This is a genomic window from Streptococcus moroccensis, assembly GCF_030812835.1.
In the GTDB taxonomy this organism is placed as follows: domain Bacteria; phylum Bacillota; class Bacilli; order Lactobacillales; family Streptococcaceae; genus Streptococcus; species Streptococcus moroccensis.
This window is the reverse complement of the sequence record NZ_JAUSTM010000019.1, coordinates 23,812-41,494: the sequence shown is the minus strand read 5'-3', so window position 1 is coordinate 41,494 and position 17,683 is coordinate 23,812. Positions and strand designations below refer to the sequence as shown.

The 17,683-nt window shown below is 41.3% G+C and carries 13 protein-coding genes; all 13 read right to left on the bottom strand.

Annotated features, from left to right (window positions below):
* Positions 1-101: 101 nt before the first annotated feature.
* Positions 102-995 carry an ROK family protein gene (locus J2S23_RS08820; RefSeq protein ID WP_307122355.1) on the bottom strand — a complete coding sequence of 298 codons (894 nt, stop codon included), beginning with the start codon at positions 993-995 and terminating at the stop codon, positions 102-104.
* Positions 992-1,840, bottom strand: coding sequence for an MBL fold metallo-hydrolase (locus J2S23_RS08815; RefSeq protein ID WP_307122354.1), 849 nt, complete (start codon positions 1,838-1,840; stop codon positions 992-994). The genes J2S23_RS08820 and J2S23_RS08815 overlap by 4 nt, the downstream gene beginning before the upstream one ends.
* Before the next feature lie 2 nt (positions 1,841-1,842).
* The gene (locus J2S23_RS08810) at positions 1,843-4,593 is read right to left on the bottom strand and encodes an alpha-L-rhamnosidase (RefSeq protein ID WP_307122353.1); all 2,751 of its coding nucleotides are present in this window, start codon (positions 4,591-4,593) and stop codon (positions 1,843-1,845) included.
* Positions 4,594-4,669: 76 nt separating this feature from the next.
* On the bottom strand, positions 4,670-6,085 hold the full coding sequence (locus J2S23_RS08805; protein ID WP_307122352.1) for an MFS transporter: 1,416 nt from the start codon (positions 6,083-6,085) through the stop codon (positions 4,670-4,672).
* A 112-nt stretch (positions 6,086-6,197) separates the two neighbouring features.
* Positions 6,198-7,373 (bottom strand): helix-turn-helix transcriptional regulator, encoded by a 1,176-nt coding sequence (locus J2S23_RS08800; RefSeq protein ID WP_307122351.1) that lies wholly within the window; start codon positions 7,371-7,373, stop codon positions 6,198-6,200.
* 142 nt (positions 7,374-7,515) lie between these two features.
* On the bottom strand, positions 7,516-8,121 hold the full coding sequence (locus J2S23_RS08795) for a glycosylhydrolase-like jelly roll fold domain-containing protein (RefSeq protein ID WP_307122350.1): 606 nt from the start codon (positions 8,119-8,121) through the stop codon (positions 7,516-7,518).
* A 259-nt stretch (positions 8,122-8,380) separates the two neighbouring features.
* On the bottom strand, positions 8,381-10,798 hold the full coding sequence (locus tag J2S23_RS08790) for a glycoside hydrolase family 2 TIM barrel-domain containing protein (RefSeq protein WP_307122349.1): 2,418 nt from the start codon (positions 10,796-10,798) through the stop codon (positions 8,381-8,383).
* A gap of 104 nt (positions 10,799-10,902) precedes the next feature.
* Positions 10,903-11,928, bottom strand: coding sequence for an alpha/beta hydrolase (locus J2S23_RS08785; protein ID WP_307122348.1), 1,026 nt, complete (start codon positions 11,926-11,928; stop codon positions 10,903-10,905).
* Positions 11,929-11,938: 10 nt separating this feature from the next.
* Positions 11,939-12,886, bottom strand: coding sequence for a nucleoside hydrolase (locus J2S23_RS08780; protein ID WP_307122347.1), 948 nt, complete (start codon positions 12,884-12,886; stop codon positions 11,939-11,941).
* Between the two features lie 11 nt (positions 12,887-12,897).
* A complete protein-coding gene (locus J2S23_RS08775) occupies positions 12,898-13,833 on the bottom strand; it encodes an alpha/beta hydrolase (protein ID WP_307122346.1) in 936 nt (311 codons plus the stop codon).
* Between the two features lie 15 nt (positions 13,834-13,848).
* The gene (locus J2S23_RS08770; RefSeq protein ID WP_307122345.1) at positions 13,849-15,312 is read right to left on the bottom strand and encodes a DUF1593 domain-containing protein; all 1,464 of its coding nucleotides are present in this window, start codon (positions 15,310-15,312) and stop codon (positions 13,849-13,851) included.
* A 9-nt stretch (positions 15,313-15,321) separates the two neighbouring features.
* The gene (locus J2S23_RS08765; RefSeq protein ID WP_307122344.1) at positions 15,322-16,173 is read right to left on the bottom strand and encodes an MBL fold metallo-hydrolase; all 852 of its coding nucleotides are present in this window, start codon (positions 16,171-16,173) and stop codon (positions 15,322-15,324) included.
* Between the two features lie 19 nt (positions 16,174-16,192).
* Positions 16,193-17,683, bottom strand: a complete 1,491-nt coding sequence (locus J2S23_RS08760) for a family 43 glycosylhydrolase (protein WP_307122343.1) — start codon at positions 17,681-17,683, stop codon at positions 16,193-16,195.

Sequence of the window (17,683 nt, the reverse complement as noted above, 5' to 3'; positions counted from 1 at the left end):
AATTCTCATCGCTTTAAACATTAAAAAGGAGAGAACCAAATTGATTCTCTCCAGATGTTAGCTTTTCACCAACCCACTACAGTTGACAAAGAGCCTATTTCTTAAACTTTTCCAGCCTCTAAGTGCACATAGAGAGCCCCTAGGAGGTTGGCATCGTTGTGGAATTGACAGGAAATAACCTCTGGTTTAGCAACTGGAAAGGGATAGCTGGCTATGAGCTTATCAATTTCTTCTTGAATAAGTCGGATAAAAAGACTCTGTTCACTAACGCCTCCACCAATGGCAAAACGATCTGGATTGACAATAAAGTGCAAATTGACTAACTGGCTGGCTAGTAAATGGCAATAAGCTCGAAGACACCTTAAAGTCTCTCTATCACCTGACTTAGCCCAGTCGAAGATAAGCTCTCCTGAAACTTGATCAAGAGACAGATTTTTCTGCTCTGCCACTGCTTCTATAAATGCTGGCAGACCTCCGTTAATAGCAAAGTTTTTACGCCAATTGAGACTATCCGAACTATCTGTCAAAATATAGGAAAACTCGCCCGCTAGCAAGTCCTTTCCCTTAAGAACCTTTCGATCCACAATCACCGCACCGCCGACAGCCGTTCCGATAATCATTGCAACTGCATTTTGGCAATCAGCTAGGCTGCCCTGCCATAATTCTGCTAGCGCAGCACATTTAGCATCATTTTCGATAGTGACTGGAATGTGGCAGCGCTCTCCTAAAATATCTGCGATAGCTAGATTTTCAATAAAATCAAGAGAACCTCCTGTATACATCAAGCCCAAATTACTATCAATAATCCCAGCGCTAGACAGAGCTATCCCCTTGACATCTGAAAATGTCGAATGAAGTTGGCAAATACTGTCCAAAAAAGCAGCAGGCGAAGTTTTCACTGTTGGAAATTTAGCCTTTTCAAGAAACTTACCTCTTCTATCCATAAGAGCATATTTGGTGAAGGTGCCTCCTACATCAATAACGAGATAAGTCATGAGGTCGTCTCCTTGGCAAAAATCTTAGCCTTATTGTAAATTAAGTTCCCGTCCTTGCCATCTTTTCGATGAAAATGATCATCACAGACCTTAGCAATATAGGCTTGATGCCCCATAAAATTGAAAGGAAGATCATCCGCACGCCCATCCATAATGTCATCACAAACCTCTAGCATATTAGCCATAATGTCTGTCGCAACATCCATCTCATGATGGCTGATAAAGATACGTTTAAATTTATCTTGGAAAATAGCTTGCGCTACTTGAACAGACATACGGTAGGTCTCCACATCTGTCGCATTTTCATCAAATAGAAAAGTGGAATTATTGCAGGCATCTCCTAGAATGAGAATTCCTTCTTCTTCAATTAGAAAGGCAATCATACCTGGTGTATGCCCAGGAAAGGCGTGAGCTGATACTGTAATCCCACCCAAGTCAAAGCTTTGTCCGTCTGACAAAGTGAGAAAAGGAAAATCTGGTTCAGCTTCTAACAAGGTTTCTTTTAGCTGCTCTGCCCTTTCCAAGCCAACCGTAGCGACCAAATAACCAAACCGCTCCTCTTTACTACACATACTTTGATAGACAGGAATATCTAGGGGATTGAGATAGACCTCTTCAAACTCAGGAGCCCCCATGGCATGATCCACATGGCCATGTGTTAGGGCGACTGTTATTGGTAAATCAGTTGCCTTACTGACAAAGTCCTTAAGATTACCCACGCCAACACAAGTATCAATCAACAGAGCCTTGTTATCACCCAAAATTAGGTAAACAAATTCTCCACCAAGACTCTTAATAGCCTGAACACGCTCATTAACGGGTTCAAGATGATAATAGTTTTCCATAATCACACCTCATAAATGGCTAAAATACCTTCTGCCAAACGATTGACTTCCTCCTGTGTGAAGCCCATATAGTCTTTACTTGGTAAGGTTTCTAGGCTCTCATACAAGAAATCTGTATTTCCTGTCATCAAATAATAGTCCAAAAGTGGTGACTGCTCTTTAACCACCTCCTTGCCCCGGCTGTCTGCAATCCAATCTTTGACAATACTGTTACGGTTAAATTTGCTGCGCAATTCTCTTGTTGGGCGATAGATCCATTCATAGTGACCTGATCCAACTGTACCTATAGCTGCGCCGTCATAATCTGGGAGGTCAACTTCTGCTTCAGCATTGAAAGGCACATCAAGAGTCACTTTAACCTGACCATCCGACATAATTTCCCAACTTGAACCATAAGTTCCATAAGCAGAGGAATAACTAGCTTTGAAGGTTCTCAATTTAGCACTCAAGAGAGGAGCAAAGTGAATGGTTTTAAAGCCTGCTGCTTTTGCTTTAAAACCAGCTACATTGCGGTAAAGGAACTCGACTACAGAGCCATAAGCATAGTGGTTAAGGGAATTCATCATCTTACCGCTAAGTTTGCCATCATCAAGGACTGAGTTCCAACGTTCCCAAATGGTGGTAGCTCCAAGGTTGACACAGTGCATCCAGCCTGGAAATTCTGGTTGGGTCAAGAAATAAAAGGCTTCATCAACCAAACCATTCTCAGCAAAAACTTTACACATAAGAGGGGCACCAACAAAGCCACCCGTTAATTTGTAGCAATCCTTATAAAGTCGGTTACGCAAGTCGGTAATCAAACGCTCCTTATTGACATATATATCTGTGTGTAGGGCAACGATATAAGCTGTCTGGGTGTCAAAAACCAGACGTCCACTAGCCGCGAAATATTCTCTTAAAATAGATTGCTGAATCTTTTCAAAGAGGTCGTCATAGAAGCTTGCATCAGCTTCATTTCCTAATGTACGGGCAGCGTCGGCCGTCATTTTTACTGACGCCGCATAGTAACAGGAACCTATGAAGTAAGTATCTGTTCCACCCTCCATACTTTGTGGTGTACGACCATCCATGGCCAACCAGTCACCTAATTGATTGCCAAAATCGTAAAGATAGCGTTGACCTCGTTTCATGTCCTCACGGGTCACCTTATCAACCCAATCTTTCATCATAGGATAATATTGGGAAAGTGCACTACTATCTCCGAAATGTTCCATCAAAACACTTGGTAAAATGGTCGCTAAATCACCCCAAACACTTGAGAAAACAACACGCTCCGGTTCAAAAACTGGAATGACGCCTGGTAAGATGCCATCATACTTAACTTGCTCAGTCCTCAAATCATGCAGAAATTTGTTGTAGAAGGCAGCTGTATCCATATTGTAGCTGGCTGTCGCAGCAAATACCTGGGCATCACCTGTCCATCCTAAACGCTCATCTCTTTGCGGACAGTCTGTCGGAAAATCAATGAAGTTAGACTTCTGACCCCAGAGGGCATTTGAGAAGAGTTGATTCACACCTGCATGGCCAGTCTCAATAAAACCTGTCTGCTTCATTTCAGAATAGAGGGCAATTCCTGTAAAGTCTTCAGCTGTCAAATCACCTACCCATCCAGTCACGCGCACATAACGGAAACCAAAGTAGGTAAAACGTGGCTTAACCAAGCGCTCCTTCCCATCAGATGTGAAACTAAACTCCGAACGAGCTGAGCGATAATTGTCACGGTTAAAATTACCATCTTGCAGAATTTCACCAAATTCCAAAAGAAGACGTGTTCCGTAAGGCAGACTTGACTTGACTGCCACGTAACCTGCAAAATTTTGACCAAAATCTAGGACAGTCTCTCCAGCTGGTGTAATAATTACTTCCTTGACTGGTAAGCTTTCCATCTCTTTTACTGGTAAGCTATAGCGTGGCAGGAGTTTCCCTTCCTGACTTGTGATTTTGACTGGCTTCAATTCCCTATCTGACAAAGTGAAGTCGATGTCTTCACCGTCGTAGATGTCACTAATCTGGGTCTGACTAAGCCGGTAGCTCCAGCTCTGGTCAGTTGCAATAATAGACTTGCTACCATCCGAAAAAGTGATATGGAGCTCTGCAATGGCCTTAAATTCTGAACCAAAATTTTCCTTCTGCCCATTTAGACCAAATCGTCCCTTGTACCAACCGTTCCCCAAAGCAATCTCCAGGGTATTTTGGGAAATAGCTAGCGCTTGCGTCAAATCAAAGGTCATAAATTGAACTTCATCTGGATAGCGGCTGTAGTAAGGCGTTAGGACCTCTTCTCCAATTTTTTGACCATTAAGACGAGCCTCGAAAAGTCCCAAACCAGAAATATAAAGACGGGCTTTTGAGACTTCTTTTGTCAGATCAAAATTCTTGTGTAAGACAATATGTGTATCTTTAGATTCTTGACCTGTAATCCATTGACCAAGCCAGTTTTCATCCTTAGCTGTCTCAAAGAAAGCTGGTTTTGAAACTGCTTTTTGGCCAAGGTCATCTATCACTGTAACACGGACATAATAGCGGGTTTCTGCTTGTAAACCATAGTCCAGTCTTGTTCCAGTCTGTGAAAGATTTTCTCCCTCGACACTATAGAGAATATCTTCAAAATCTTCTGTCAATGATAGTTCTACTTTAGCAAAAGCTTGTCTGCTAGCTTGACTGTTTTCCACTGTCCATGCCACACGTAGGTCTGAAAAATCAAAACCTATTGGGTTAACCATACCATTAATTTTTAAATTGCTAATATCCATTTGTTTACTCTTTCGTTTAATCATCATATTTAAACGAGTCAAAGTGACAAGCTAACTTATCACTTTGACTAAATAATTAATCCACAATACCTTTTTCTTCCTTAAGCGCTTTGAGGTCTCTATCCAGATTAAAGAAGACTAGCATCATGATAAAGACGAGTGCTGTCATGCCCATTGGAACATAGTTATACATCAATCGAATGGCTGTGGTAACTGATTCTGGTTGAGCAATTCCTTGAGCATCCAACGCTGGGTTAAAGCCAGCACCAGACATTATCCAACCAAAGATGGCTTGCCCTAATCCTAAACCGATTTTCTGAGCAGCGGATACGCCAGCATTCCCTAGTCCAACAGCATTGATACCAGATTTTAATTGACCATAAAGAATAGCATCTGCCACAAGCCCCATAGCCATACCACCAGACATCCCTAGTCCTAAACCTTTAAGGACATTAAAGACAATCATCAGTGTTTTACTGGATTCTACAAAACCAAATCCCAAGAAACCTAAGGTTAAAAGAAGCATACCCAAGGCAAAGATTGGACGTTTACCAAATTTTTTCATGAAAAACGGTGTTGCAAACATAATGGCAAATTGCGAAATAGAGATGGCATTATTCATCCAGCTTAGTTGTCCCATATCTCCAAAGATATAGATAGCATAGTAGACACCGCCAATAGAGTAGAAAATAATAACGAAGAAGACTACTAGCATAGTAAAGAACATCATGAGCCAGTATTTATTGCTCAAGAGAGACTTGACAGCGTCTTTGACTGGAACCTTGTCTTCCACTTTCTCAGAGACTTCTGATGGATTGTCAAATACACGCTCTTTCGTTGTAAATACAGTGATAAAATTAGCAATAACCATTAAAACCATGATAGAAGCAATGGTCAATGTGAAGGATTGCTGGGTCATATAAGTCTCTGCACTGCTAGAAAATTTAATCAAAAGAATCGTAAAAACAGAATTGATAAAGACATTTCCCAAAGTTTGGAAGATTTGTTGAATATTTCCCAAGAAACCCCGTTCATAAGCATTACGGGTTAAAAGAGAAATAAGAGAATAATAAGGAACTTGGATGGTTGTTAAAAATACGGTATTGACCAAGTTATACATAATGAAGACATAAACGTACTTCAAAGCTGTTGGAAAATTAGCCGGCACATAAAATAGCAAGAGCGTTGCAATGGCAAAAGGAATGGTCATACGAAGTAACCAAGGTCTTGCCTTACCTAGCTTAGAATTGGTATTATCTACCATTCGTCCGACAATGAGGTCAGAGACACCATCAAATAATTTGGAAGCCGCTATCAGTGTAGAAATGATTGCTGCATCTAAGAAAGCCACATTAGTGAAGTAAACTGTCAAAAAGGTACCGATAATCCCATTGACCATATTCCAACCAAATGCTCCCGATGCATAACCAATACGCTCATTCCATCCCAAAGTCTTTTCAGGGTCCTCATGTTTTGTTGCAAAAGATAACATACTTTATTCCTCGCATTTTTTTAGTTTCTTTATGCTTTAATCATAACGCTTTCATTATGTTATTTATAGTCTTTTTTTGTCTTTTTTATACTTATTTTATACACTTCTTAGATTAGTCCCTTATATGGTACAAATCTCGATATTCTTTAGGTGTCATATGGTAATGCTGTTTAAAATAACGACCAAAATAGCTCTGGGAAGGAAAATTGACATATTCTGAAATCGTCGAGATACTTTCATTGGAATAGCGGAGCAGATTAGCTGCATATCCCAGACGAACTTGTGTCACATAATTTTGAAAAGTCATGCCCACTTCTTTTTTGAAAAGCTTAGAAAAATAAGTCGGGCTCAATCCAATAAAATCGGCTACATCCTCCAAGTAGATTTTTTCACGATAATGCCTATCAATATAGGTAGTACTGGCCTTGATATAGCTAGATTGCGTTTGAATTTTTTGATTCTGCCTGACATTTTCAACCAACTCACCTACTGCTCGATTGCGTATTGAAATAAGCTCTGCAATTTTCTGCTTATTGTCACATTGTTGAATATAAGTATCGCTGATTTTATAGGCCAAGGCAGGTGTCAAGCCTCCATCAATGGCAGCACGAGTTGATAAGGTTATAGCAACAATAGCTAAATTACGCCAATGGGTTATCTCTCTATTAGACAGGCGACCAATGGATTTATCCATAACATTTTGAAAGGCAAGAGTCTCTTCAACTGCACCACGCCTGACATATTCTAAAAGCTGCCGCTCTTCTTTATAAGTATGGTGGGTCTCAGCAACTTCCTCCATCAGAATTGAATAATCGTCCCATTTTCCTTCATCCGTACTATCTAAATTAAGCAAATGAGGATTAGCAGTCAACAGCTCCTTGTGGCTCCAGCTTTCTCCACAAATAAGACTTAGCAACAAGCCAACGATTTCTAAAATAGTATCCAGACTAAAAGTTCTCAGGGGCAATGGCTGAGCTTCCAAATTATAATAGTCCTTGTATGTTGGTAGACTAGATTCAGGAAAATTGACTAAGCTCATTGGCCCAAGAAAAAAGGCACTCTTTTCATGCTCAAAATGGGCATAGCAAACCCCAAAATTATCTTCAAAGATCAAGGGAAAAGATTTATTTTCATCCCTCATCTTCTGCATTTTATCTCTAAAATCCTTTATCAAAAGTGGATTGACATGAAATTCAGAATTATAATGATAAAATTCCAAACTATTCTCACTAACCATGTCCGTTCCTAGCAACCCTACCAATCTTTTCAAATCATTTCCATCAATCATCTCACACCTCTCAAGAAAGCCTTTTCCTAATATTTTAGCAAAATATAGTAAGAAATGAACAAAAAACCTAAAATCTAAGCATTTTACTTAAACTTTAGGTTTCTTTTGAACGATTTATAAATTTTAACCAGCTTCTCTAGATTTATTTCCTCAAAATCTTGATTTCTTCAGTCAATCCAAACGGTTCCACTAGCAAATACTGGTTAAGTCCTCCACGGAAAACTGTTCCAAGGGTATTTGTCACCTCAATGCGAAGCTCATTCTCACCATCATGGAAAAGACCTGCAACATCAAAGCGATAAGGTGGGGCAATCTGAATCCCAGCTGACTGTCCATTGACAAAGACTTGAGCAATTTCATAGGCTTGGCCTAAATCCAATCCAATGATATCACTGGCCTTGTCAAGGTTAACTGTCGCAGAATAAGCAACTGTTCCACTCTTGCGATCATAACCATCAAGGAGATTAATTGGTTTGAGAGCTGACATGGTCGTTACAGGCTCAAAGTTTGGATAGCTTTGCGCATCTGCCAAATCAACTTGCCAGTTTGCGCTTAATAGTAGCTCATGACTTGCTTGAACCTCCTCGTCAAGTTCGTTTTCTTCACCAAAGACCCAGACGATGGTTTGGTAGGGTTCCAAAACAAGCTGATTGTCAGTAACTGCTTTAAAATTATCCTTATAGGCATCATAAGCAACAGCTCTGCCTTGCTTATTTGCGAAGTTTACTTTATACTTAACAAAAATCAAAATCTGATAATCGTTATGAAATCCACTAAAGATTTACTTCCTAAACACCATTAGTCTAAACAATACATAAATTTTCTAGCTTATCACAGTCGCACTCAATACATTTTATATCGCAGCCTTCAAATCAATCGTCTGTCTAAAAAAACAAGATTCAGATTCAGATTCAGATTTTGATTTTATCTGAGTATAAGTATCAATAATAGTTTGACTAAAAAATGACCAAAAACAGATCACTCGTTTGAGTGACCTGCTAAACAATTTATAAAATAATTTCTCCCGTCAAACCATCTCCTGTGACAGTGGCTGTAGCTGTGGCTGCGGTTTTCTTGAGGATAGCTAGCGCCCGTCCATTGAAGACAGTGGTTTCAAGACTATGGTAATGGTCTTTTGATTTAGGATTTCCTGTGCCAAATCCTAGGACCTCCGCTCCTTCGACAGTCAGGCTAAGATACAGTTCTTCATCACCGATCACTACACCGTTTTGATCTGTAAGGGCGATTTCAAGATAGGTTAGTTCTTGACCTTGATGAGAAAGTTCAAGCGTCAAGGAAGCATTGGCTTTATCAGCTGTAGCTAGAGTGGACTCAGATACCACTTGACCTTCACGATAGAGGACGGCCTTGAGTTGCCCTGGTTGGTAGACTGTTTCAAAACGAACAAAGCATCCTAATTCTTCGCCGATAACTTTTTTCTCAAGCAAGGTGTCATCCAAGTAAAGCGCTACTTCATCGCCTTTAGCATAGACTTCAACGACGACTGGTTTTCCTTCAAGTCCTGACCAGGTCCATGAATGGGTAGCATCCGACAAGACCCATGGTGTTTTGATCAAGGTTTGGCCAAAGTGATTTGGATTTTGAACTGCAATGTATGGTTCCTCACGCAAGCCAAAGACGATTTCACGGTAATATGACTGAGGACGACGGAAGCCAGTGATATCAATGTCTCCTGCATAAGCTAGCTGACATGGGAACTGAGCTCCAAAGCCGCCTTCACCAAAGGCATAGGCTGGTACACCAACACCTGCTTCACCAATGTAATCCCATCCTGTCCAAGTAAAGTCACCAATAACGCTCGGCAATTCTTCGACAATTTTCCAGTTTTTAGCTATGGCTGGCGGATAGGTTTCGCTTCCGACCATAACACGATTCGGGTAAGTCTCAGCGTCGCCATGATAGCGCGCTGTCATGTAGTTGTAGCCTGCGATGTCTGTGCTGGCTGTCGCAAATTCAAGGGTTTTCGTAATCGCCGGGTGAACCACAATTTTGTCCATATTAGTGTCTAACAGGGTCATAAAGTCATTGACATTTCCTTCGATTTCAATGCCTTCAGCAGCGTTTTGCGCCATGACATCTCCCATGATTTGCCCCATCTTATCACCTGCAGCAAAGACACCATTAATACCAGCCAATGTTGGACGGCTATCATCAATTGCTTTAATGTGGTCGTGAATCTCTTTAGCCAAACGGCTACCATGAGCTGTTCCGATTTCAGGGATTTCATTTCCTATCGAATAAAGAATCACACTTGGATGGTTAAAATCTGTTTCAATCATGGCTGTCACATCCTTGCGCCATTGCTCCTCAAAAACGAGACTGTAATCAAAATCTCCTTTGAATCGCGTCCACATGTCAAATGTTTCATCCATAACATATAGCCCCAGCTCATCACAAGCTTTCAACAGGGCAGGTGCAGCAGGATGATGCGACATACGAATCGCATTAAAACCAGCCTCTTTGAGGCGTTTAACCTGACGGAGATGGGTATCCAGGTAAGTTGCGGCGCCTAAGAGACCACTATCATGATGGATACACGCACCACGCAACTTAATGGTCTCTCCATTAATCCGCAAGCCACGACTGCTATCCACACTGATGGTTCTGACGCCAAAACGGCTTTCTTCAGTATCGACGGCTTTGCCATCAACTAAGAGACGATTTTCAATCGTGTACAAATCAGGCGTTTGATCAGACCACGCCTGTGCATCCTTAAGAAGATAGCGTTGTTTGCAGACCATGTTATCCCCTGTTTTTAGGAAATAGGGGCGACTATCTTTCAAAATTGTTTTTCTTGAAGGGTCTGTAATAACCGTTTCTAACACCACTGACTGGGCTTTTATCGTCTCATTGTTAAGAGGGACAGCAACCTCAATAAGGGCTTCTGAACCCGTCAATTCTACCGTTTTGACCTGAGAGCCCCGGGCAGCAATGTGGAGCTGATCACTAGAGAGCAGATAAACATCCCGGTAAATCCCGCTTCCAGAATACCAACGGCTGTTGCTCATAGCGCCATTGCGGACTTGAACACGAATTTCATTGTCACCAACTTGTAGAAAATCATTGAGGGCAATGGTAAAACCAGTATAGCCAAAATGGTGTTTGCCAGCCAACTGCTCATTGACATAAACGAAGGTATTCATGTAAGATCCTTCAAAGTGTAAGAGCAAACGCTTTTGTAAATCATTCTCAGAGACGGATAATGTTTTCACATAGACATAATTTTGCCCATCACGAAAACCTGTATTCCCTCCATTTTGACTTTGCGCATGGGGTTCTAGAGCAATCATAGCATCGTGAGGGAGTGTGACGTCCTGAGCATGCTCTGGCACATCCCAAACAAGGGCGAAGGAATCACCGTCTTTCCAAAATTTCCAATTATCATTAAACAAAGTCTTTTTCATTCATCTTTTCCTCTCTTGATGTTAGGAGGTATCAAAACTCCCATTTTCTCTAGTATACAGCAAGTTAATCGCTTTGACTAGAGTGATTTTTTGGATAGCTGTGGTCATTTCGTAGAAGTTTTATTAGGCGACGTTATTTTAAACAACCAGGTAACATAGAGGTCTAACCACTGCTCTACCAAGGTCCTATCGTGGTAAAATTGAGGCATTTGCTCTTCTAGACAGCCTCCAAAACCATGGCCTCCTTCTGCAAAGACATGCACCTCAGTAGGAACCCCCTTATCACTAGCAACCTTTGCCAAGTCGAAAATATAATGAGCAGGAACCACTTCATCATCTAAGGCAGCACAAAGGAATAACGGACTATCGCCTTCTTCTACATGAGTCCGCATATCATAACTGGCAGCAAACTCATGACCTTTTTCTTTATCATTATAAGTTTCTTCTCCAGCTAAAACAACTAAAATTTTATCGTCTTCAAGCGCTATTGCTGGATAAACTAAAGCCAGCGCAGAAAGGTCTGCTGAAACATGGTCAATAGCATCTGCCTGATAATTCTCAGCTGAAATATCTTGGTTACGTAAGACCAAGCCGGTAACACCGGCTAAATTTCCGCCCGCCGAAAAACCTATCATACTAATGTTATTTGGATCGAGATTAAAATCATCCGCATGATAACGGACATAACGGATGGCTCGTTGAGCATCCCAAAAGGGAACTGGTGCTTGATAAGGATACGTCCGGTACCAGAGAACAAATGCTGAGATTCCTGCTCTATTAAGGTGTTGAGCAATATGCTCGCCTTCGTTAGTCATGGACTTGGTTAAATAAGCCCCACCAGGGCAAATAATGACTGCGCTTTTTGCGCCATCTACTAAATAAGGAATTAGAAAAGGGTTATCCTCGTAAGTCATCCCAGCAGGTCCATTCTCAATTTCTTGTCGGTAAACAAGGGTAGCATTGCCCGACATGTCTCCAATAGTATCTGTCGATTTATCCCAAATACCAGGATATTTCTCAAATAAATCTTGTTGAGTGTACTCGTTGTGAATATCCATGATATCGGTTTTTGATCCAGAATGATTGCCAGGAATCTTGTCTCCCCAAATGTAAAGCTTTTGTTCTGACATTTTTTCTCCTTTAATCTTCCGAATGGGAATTATGGTAAAGTGCCAATTTAGCGTAAAAGTCTTCTAAGGTTAAGCGAACATCCATATGGCGATAAACGCGCACGAAACGTTCTTGACCTTCGATCACTTGATAAGCCATGGTCTCTTCATCAATACGAGGGGCTGGTACCATCTGATAAAGGTCTGTCCGCTGCTGCTCATGCATTAAAGCCGCTAAAACGCCTTGATCTCCTAATCCCCAAAGCTCACCATGAGGCCAATCAAAATCAGGCATAGCCTTGCCTAAGTCAAGATTGAGCTCAACCATTTGCTTAAAGAGATAAGCACCTAGAGGGCCTTGAGGCGCCACACGATATTGCAGTTCAGCTAACGATACAGCAAAAGATTTGTAAACATCTGACGGAACTTGCCAAAGAGGCATATCAGACTCAAAGACGATATTGGCTGCTTTAATATCTTGCATAAGGTTAAATTCTTGTCCACCTTCAGGATAAGCCCCACCACCAATCCAAATCGCTGTCATTCTTTGGCAGATTCGAGGCTCAATCAAAATAGCAGAAGCAAGATCCGTCAAACATCCCTGCATGCCGATATATAACGGTCGTGGATCATCTTTCATCGCCTCATCAATGATAAATTGTACACCCTCAGAAACAATAGGGTCGCTCTTTACTTCTAAAGCTGTATCTGCTCCCATAAAAACAGGAACATCTGAAAACTCGGGCATGAAAGATAAAACCTTCAATACTTCATCGTAGCTTGCTTTGGCAGACTGTCCCGGCGCAAAGCGACCATAATTCTGATCAAAGTGTCCTGCAATAATGCCCTTAACTTGAAAACTCGGTGTTAACAAGCAATGTGCTAAAGCAAATTGATCATCTGCTTCATTTTTACAATCTGTATGAATAATATAGCGAACCTGACGGCTATCAGGAACTTGGAAATCAAAAATAGTCATATTCTTCTCCTTTATATCCAACGGCTTTTTTCTTTTAAGGGTAAAGCAAAGCGTTTTTGAAGCCATGCTTCAGCAAGATCCACCCACTGTCTTGCATCAGCATTCACTTCCGTCAAGGCTGCCGCTGTCGCCTGGGTTGCAAGTGCTAATCCGTGTTGCCCTTCTTCAAAAATATGCAATTCAAATGGAATCCCAGCTTCAGCAAGGGCTGTCCCAAGGCGTGTGGATTGACTAACTGGAACAAGCATGTCCCCAGCGGTCGCCCAGATAAAGGTCGGTGGCGTTGTATCGTCTACTAAGCGCGCTGCGCTAGCTTGGAGCAATTGCTCCTCTGAAGGGCTCTCTGTACCAAACAAGGAGATATTAGCCACTCGAAAGAGGCCTTGAGCCATCTTATCTTGCGTCTTAACATGTGCCTCATGAACAAAGTAATCTGTAATGGGATAACCTGCGATAATCGCTGCAGGCTTGATTTTGGTCACATCAAAGACATCCGTCACAATTGGTTTATTCCAATGGACACTGTAGTTAGTCACATTATTACCCCCAGCAGAAAAGCCACAAAGAGCAATCTTATCTGTGTCAACCAACCATTCACCTGCATGATCATGGATGAGGGTTAAGGCCTGAGCAATATCATGAATGGCTGCAGGAAATACGGTATCTGCTCTGCCTTTAACCTGTCTTGAAAAAAGCTGTTCGAACGCATCATCTGCTTCTAAGAGGACATGATAGCGCAAGACAAAGGCGTGGTAACCCATGCTCGCAAAGCGCAAGGCTATCGCCTCTCCTTCACGGTCCGAACAGTTAAGATAGGCGCCGCCAGGACAAATCAAGATAGCAGGTCGCTTTTTTCCATCCAGTAACTCTGGAGAGTCACTTATAATATATGTTGTTAAATCAACATTGGTTCTATTCTCGTCTAAATTAAACGTTTTAATAATCATCTCATCACCCTTTCTTTAAGCTACTGTCAGAATATAGCGTTGATAGGCTTTCAATGGCGTTTCTGCTTGATTAGCTACCTCTAGCAAGATATGGAAGGTATTTCCTGGCTGAGCATCGGCAGGAATTGTAAAGGTGACTTTCGAGCTGTCACTCCCAGTCATAGCTAGTTCAGCATTTAGTGGCATTTGTTCAGAATGCTGGGCAATTGGAATGTCCATATCTCCTAGTTTCCCCATAACCATTTGAAGTGGAACTTGACTCAAGTCCCAATAGCTAGAAGCCTCATAGTAGCAGGACCACTTGTAGGTCAAAGACAGACCATTCGGATCAATAGCTGGATCAGATAGGGTGATGGTTTGCCCAGCTTTAACAGAGATATCTCGTGATTGTTCGGTAAACTCAGGGTAGTGCACCGCCTTATCAAAATGATCTGCGACACACCAATTCGCTCTTGCTGCAAAATCTGCCTGAATATCAGGAATCCAACGAGCAATGCTGTACTCTGTTTCAAAGCGACCGGTCTCAGGATTGTAATCAGCCGTCTTATTGCCGTAAGTCTTTCCATGAAGCAAATCAAAGCGACCACCCCAGCCACCGTAGGTCGGGTGTTCAAAGCCTCTTAAACCTTGGGCTAGGAGATAGAAGTATGAAGGAGAATCGCCTTCTGAGATAAAAGAATGAGGCTCAACATCAGGATGCTTATCGAGGTAATCCTGAGTTCCAAATTGGAACTCATCAGGTTCCCCCTCAAGGTAGTGACCATCCCCGATCAAGGCATACTGGTCTAGGAGATCACCCTTGTTTTTGATATGTTTTTTGAACCAATCTGGCTGAAAAACTGTCTGAGTTTTCTCAGGAAGGTAACGCCAAACATAGGCAAAGAAACCAAAGTTGGTGTAGTCATTGATGATAGTCAAATCCCAATGCTTGGCAATGTACTGCTCATAAGTATCGTCTTGGTTGAGAATAATGTAAAGAACAACCTTATCTTCTACCTTTTTCTTGATAGTAGACCATTCGGGGGTCCCTTCATAACGCTCTTGAATCGTCTTAAGGGCACGAGCAGTTGTATTGGTCCCGCCCCAGGTCTGGATATAAACCAGTTGAGGGTTATCATCCAAAAGAACCGAAACCATATGATTAGAACCATCCGTCTCTTCAGCCATGTCGCCGACATCAGAAATATTACCGATATGGTAAAGGTTGTGCAGGGCTTCTGGCGTCGGATAATCTGGATCATGCTGGATTAAATTGGGATAGACTTTCGCATAGTGATCAATCATTTCAGGAATCCAAGTCGTCCCTGTCCAACGATAAGCCGGTTTATCTGCTGTACCACTATAGTGGAATTTTGAGGAGGTCAGGATAATACCAGCAACATCTAAATCATTCGTGTATAGTAAAAAACGAATAAAAGAATTAATGTCATCAATTTCACCATCTGTTGTCACGATGGTCCGTGGTTTTATTTTTGTCATAACAAACTCCTATTTCCCTTTTCCATAAACCTTGAGAACTTCTGCTTTTTCAATCATGATACTTCCTTTGCCAGACCGAATCCGACAAAAATCAGCTGATCTCGGATCCATTTCAATAAAACGATGGTGTAGCTTGTCCTCAATGGTAACTGTACCTTCGAAAATCCCCTCAACCAAGTTGAGATAATCTGCTAAGTATGACTTTGCAATTGGTGCCCCATTATGATTTGGCAAAAGGTAATCATAACGATCTGAATAATCGAGTAACAGTTCTGTATTTGCCTTGAAATTCAGTAGGCGTTCTTTGACATCATAATCTTTTGCAACTTCAGGATTTCGCGAGTTTTCAAACAAAAGGACTTGGGCAGACTCCATCTCATCACCACAGAACATCAGTCGCTCTTTCGCATCAAAGAAAAAGAGTGATGAATTGCAATGTGCTGGCTTGGCTTCTAACAGTTCAATGACACGACCTCCAAGGTCAATAGTGTCTCCTGGAAATAAGGTCACATTTCTGTAGTCTGGGTAGGGAAGAGTCGTGATATCAAATGGTCCTGTATTATTGGTTACAGACTTGTCATCTAAATCATGTCCTCTCGGGATTAACACCTCTTGAAACTCGCCATTACCACCTGAATGGTCTGGATGAAAATGCGTATTCGCACAAATCAAGGGTTTATCCGTCAACTGCTCCACGTAAGCTCTCAAGGTCCCAGAACCATAACCAGTATCGAGAAGTAAAGCACTACTTTCTCCCTCCAAAAGGTAAATGTTTTGACTACCTGACATGAAGTTAATTGCCCAGGTACCTTCTTTGAGTTGATAAGCTGAATACGCTGCAAAAATGTCTAATGGATTCATCTATTGCTCCTTTTTAAGTTTATGATAAAAATCCGATTGTTTTCATAGAACAACTACCTTCTCCGGAAAATTTAAAATAAAGAGAGGATTTTGGATTTGAATAATGAAAAGGAATCGTTATAAGCTCCCATTGCTCAGTATCAATCGTCACTGATTCTCTCGAAATCATTTCCTTTTGATCACAATCCAACGTCACAGATATTTCGCCACTAAATGTTCCTTTCAATTCTAATAAGATCTGTTTAGGATTTTGGAGGTTAAAGTATTTATACCCTATTACAGTATCGTCCTGAATCGTATCTATATATACTGTTCCGTGGACTGGTTCAACGATCTTAGTTTGCTTTTTCATTAACGGAGAATCGTAATCAATGCGATTCATGGTAAAAGGACTTGTTATATGACAGGCAATAGCGGCTGGAAAAGTCCCTTTTGCCACTAACGGGCCACCATTGAGACCACAACTGGTTATCTCAACTTGCTCAATCGAACCATCTTCTAAAAGAGTGACTTCTTCTGCACAGCCTTGTCTTGAAAATTCTGTACCATTTGTTTGACGATGGTAAAAAACATAAAGTTTATCATTGACTTCAATTAGACTACCATGATTATTCCCTAGGGTATTTACTGGCTTTTCTCGTCCTTGAAATCCAATGTCACCGTTAGAGATCAAAGTTCCACCAAATACAAAATCTTTATCAGGAAATTGACTGGTTGCGTAACACAATTCATGGCTTTTATAACTAGAATACACAAAATAATACGTTCCATTAATTTTGCGAATGGAAGAAGCTTCAAAAAATGCATGCCCTTCAAAACTTGTACCCGATTCAAACTTAGCACCAGGAATTAATGGCCGAGGTATTTCCTTAAGCGTTACCATATCAGGTTCTAATCTGGCTACCATACTGTTCTCACCGAATGTGATGCTTTTAATCGTCTCAATCTTTTCTCTCATTTCAGGCGTCATTTGAGAAAGCTCCTCTTCCGTAAAATCAGGAAGAGCCATTTCTTTCTCACCACCTGGACAAAATCCATAATAGAGATAAACTTGCCCATCATCATCCGTATAGATAGCAGGATCAAATGGCATGAATTCTCTTAGAGTCAATCCATTCTTTAATTCTTTCGGGTACTTAACATGCCCTAAAAATTCAAAGGGTCCAACAGGACTCTCTGATACCGCTACACCAATTTCAGGATAAAAAGAAAGGCAATAATATAGATAGTAACGACCATCTGGTCCTTTCGTGACATCAGGTGCCCAAAGTTGCTTATCGTCCATAAGGTTAGAAGGATCTTGATTACGTCGATAAATTTGACCCTCGTAACGCCAATTGGTTAAATCGTCTACAGGAGCTGACCATGTAACATAATGGTCCTGACAATAAGACGTTCCATTGGCTCTATCATGTGATCCATAAATATAAAGCCTACCATCAAACACATGAGGCTCACCATCAGGAACATATTCTGTTAACGGAAGATAGGGATTTACTATTTGGGTCAT